The sequence below is a fragment of the Brevundimonas sp. UBA2503 genome, from assembly GCF_002341485.1.
Classification (GTDB): Bacteria; Pseudomonadota; Alphaproteobacteria; order Caulobacterales; family Caulobacteraceae; genus Brevundimonas; species Brevundimonas halotolerans.
Map to the genome: position 1 here is coordinate 1 of NZ_DDOD01000016.1, position 3,659 is coordinate 3,659.

Below are 3,659 nucleotides of genomic sequence, written 5' to 3' on the forward strand. Positions count from 1 at the left end.
CCCGCTGGTCGCCAGCATGATCGGGGTGCTGTGATCAGTTGCTCCTCCCCCGTTCACGGGGGAGGGGGACCATCGGAGATGGTGGAGGGGGCGGCCGCGTGCCGCCCTTTTCCTGTCGGCGACGGTCATCTGTGGTCAGCGGCTCAGGATATCGCCCACCCCTGCGAGCATCAGCCAGAGGGCCAAGGCGCCGCCCATGCTGACGGCGAACCACTTGAACCGATCTATGCCGGACCCTCTTGCCAGCAAGGCCAGGCCGATGGCCGCAACCACAGAAGCCAGCGCACCCCACGCAAGGCCACTGATCGCTTGCTCGGCATTGCCCCCGACGCGCACGCTCTCCAGCCAGAAGCCGACGACCGGGCCTATCAGTACCAGCAGGCCGAGGATCAGCCGAGCCCCGGCCCTCACCATCGTCAGCGATCCTTCTCACGCTCCGTGCCGGACCGCGCGTCCAGCGCGGCTTGCGCGGCGGCAAGGCGGGCGATCGGCACGCGGTAGGGCGAGCAGCTGACATAATCCAGCCCGGCACCCTCGCAGAAGGCGATCGAGGACGGATCGCCCCCATGCTCGCCGCAGATGCCCAGTTTGACGTCGGCGCGCACGGCCCGGCCGCGCTCGGCGGCGATGCGGATCAGATCGCCGACGCCTTCCTGGTCCAGCCGGACGAAGGGATCGGTCTCGAAGATGCCCTTGTCCATATAGGCCTGCAGGAACCGGCCCGAATCGTCGCGCGAAATGCCGAACGTCGTCTGGGTCAGGTCATTGGTGCCGAAGCTGAAGAACTGCGCATGTTCGGCGAGGTCGCCGGCCCGCAGCGCCGCGCGCGGCAGCTCGATCATCGTGCCGACCAGATAGGCGATCGACTGACCGGTCTCCTCGAACACGGCCTTCGCCGTCCGGTCGGTCAGCTCGCGCAGATATTTCATCTCCAGACCGAGCGCGACCAGCGGATGCATGATCTCGGGCAGGGGTGCCTCGCCCGAGGTGGCCTGCACCTCCAGCGCCGCCTCGAGGATGGCCCGCACCTGCATCTCGTAGATTTCGGGATAGGCGACGCCGAGGCGACAGCCGCGGTGGCCCAGCATGGGGTTGGTCTCGTGCAGCTCCTTGGCCCGCCGCTTCAGCTTGGCGGCGTCCAGCCCCTGGGTTGTGGCCAGGGCATCGATCTCGGCCTCGCTGTGCGGGATGAACTCGTGCAGCGGCGGATCCAGCAGACGGATGGTGACCGGCAGGCCCGCCATGATCTGGAACAGCTCGACAAAGTCGGACTTCTGGAACGGCGCGATCTTGGCCAGCGCCGCGCGACGGCCCGCCTCGTCATCGGCCAGAATCATCTCGCGCACGGCGGCGATCCGGGCATCGTCGAAGAACATGTGCTCGGTCCGGCACAGACCGATGCCCTCGGCGCCAAAGCCGCGCGCGGTCTTGGCGTCCAGTGGCGTCTCGGCATTGGCCCGCACGCGCAGGCGGCGGACCTTGTCGGCCCAGGCCATCAGCGTCTGGAAATCACCGGTCAGCTCGGGCTCGATCATCGGCACGGCCCCGTCCAGAACCTCGCCCTTGGAGCCGTCGATGGTGATGATCTCACCCGCCTTGAAGGTCCGGCCGCGAGCGGTGAAGGTCCCGGCCTTTTCATCGATATGGATTTCGCCAGCGCCGGAGACGCAAGGGCGCCCCATGCCGCGCGCCACCACCGCGGCGTGGCTGGTCATACCGCCGCGTGCCGTGACAATGCCGCGCGCCGCATGCATGCCGTGGATGTCCTCGGGCGAGGTCTCCTCACGCACCAGAATGACCGCGTCGCCCAGCTGGTTCATCCGCTCGGCCTCATCCGCGTCGAACACGATCTTGCCGGTGGCCGCACCGGGGCTGGCGGGCAGGCCCGCCGCCACCACATGGCGCTCGGCCTTGGGATCGAGGGTCGGGTGCAGCAGTTGGTCCAGCGCCGACGGGTCGACACGGCTGACCGCTTCCTCCTCGGAAATCACGCCTTCAGAGGCCAGATCGACCGCGATCTTCAGCGCCGACTTGGCCGTGCGCTTGCCGTTGCGGGTCTGCAGCATCCACAGACGGCCCTGTTCGACCGTGAACTCGATGTCCTGCATGTCGCGGTAATGCGTCTCCAGACGCCCGACGACCTCGACGAACTGCCCGAACACTTCGGGCATGGCCTCTTCCATCGACGGCGCCGTCTCGCCCATCTCCTCGCGCCCGGCCCGGGTCAGCGACTGCGGCGTCCGGATACCGGCGACCACATCCTCGCCCTGGGCATTGATCAGGAACTCGCCATACAGCTTGGCCTCACCGGTCGAGGGGTTGCGCGTAAACGCCACCCCGGTCGCCGAGGTCTGGCCCATATTGCCGAACACCATCGACTGAATATTGACCGCCGTGCCCCAGCTTTCGGGAATGTCGTGCATGCGGCGATAGAATTTGGCCCGATCGTTCATCCAGCTGTCGAACACGGCGCCGATCGCGCCCCACAGCTGGGCGTGCGGGTCCTGCGGGAATGGCTGACCCAGCCGGTCCTCGACCACGGCCAGATAGTCGGCGATCACCGCCTGCCAGTGGTCGGCATCCAGATCGGTGTCGATGGTGACACCCAGACGGTCCTTATGATCGTCCAGCACCTCCTCGAAGTCGTCGTGGCTCAGGCCGAGGACGACGTTGGAATACATGGTGATGAAGCGGCGATAGCTGTCCAGGGCGAAGCGCCGGTCCCCCGACAGCGCCGCCAGACCCTCGACCGTCTGGTCGTTCAGGCCCAGGTTCAGCACCGTGTCCATCATGCCGGGCATCGACGCCCGCGCGCCCGACCGCACCGAGACCAGCAGCGGATTCTTGACGTCGCCAAAGGTCTTGCCGGTGATCGCCTCGACCTTCTCCAGACCGGCCTTCACCTGATCGGCCAGGGCGTCGGGATAGCTCTGCCCGTTCGAGAAATAGTGGACACAGGCCTCAGTGGTGATGGTGAACCCCGGCGGCACCGGCAGGCCCAGCGACGACATCTCGGCCAGATTGGCGCCCTTGCCGCCCAGCAGGTTCTTCATCGACGACTCACCGTCCGCCGATCCCCCGCCAAAGCCATACACCCACTGAGTCATCGTGCCCGTCCTCGCCTCACTGCTCCGGTTCTGACTAGCGCGCCGCACCCGCGAAGGCGAGGCCGCAGCCGTAACAATCCGTGAGGGCGTGTGACGTTGCGAGCGTCCTTCTCCCCTCGGGGGAGAAGGTGTCAGACAAAGCCTGACGGATGAGGGGGCCGTTTGCCCAGCTGCTCCGCCCGTCGCCGGATCGCTGCGAACAGTACATTCGGGTTGCTCAGGAAGGCTTCATTGCCGACGCGGATCACGCCAAAGCCCGCCGACTTCAGCCGCTCGTCGCGCGCGGCGTCCTCGGCCTCCCGCAGGCGATGCACACCCCCGTCCAGTTCGATGACCAGCTTCAGCTCGGCGCAATAGAAGTCGACGGTCAGCCCAGCGAGTGGCGCCTGTCGCCGGAACTTCAGCCCCTCCAGCTTGCGATCCCGCACCATCTGCCAGAAGCGCGTCTCGGCCAGCGACATGTCGGATCGCAGACGCCGCGCCCGGCGGGTTTTGTCCGGTGACTGATGCATCGCCCCTCCCCTTCTCCCCTCGGGGGAGAAGGTGTCGGGC

The 3,659-nt window shown here is 67.1% G+C and carries 3 protein-coding genes; all 3 read right to left on the reverse strand.

What is annotated here, in order from left to right; all coding sequences use genetic code 11:
* Positions 1-135: 135 nt before the first annotated feature.
* On the reverse strand, positions 136-414 hold the full coding sequence (locus B4K74_RS07485) for a hypothetical protein (RefSeq protein WP_286692416.1): 279 nt from the start codon (positions 412-414) through the stop codon (positions 136-138).
* Positions 415-416: 2 nt separating this feature from the next.
* Positions 417-3,107, reverse strand: coding sequence for a pyruvate, phosphate dikinase (gene ppdK, locus B4K74_RS07490; protein ID WP_286692417.1), 2,691 nt, complete (start codon positions 3,105-3,107; stop codon positions 417-419).
* Positions 3,108-3,238: 131 nt separating this feature from the next.
* A partial coding sequence (locus B4K74_RS07495) for an endonuclease domain-containing protein (RefSeq protein ID WP_286692418.1) occupies positions 3,239-3,659 on the reverse strand: 421 nt, incomplete at its 5' end.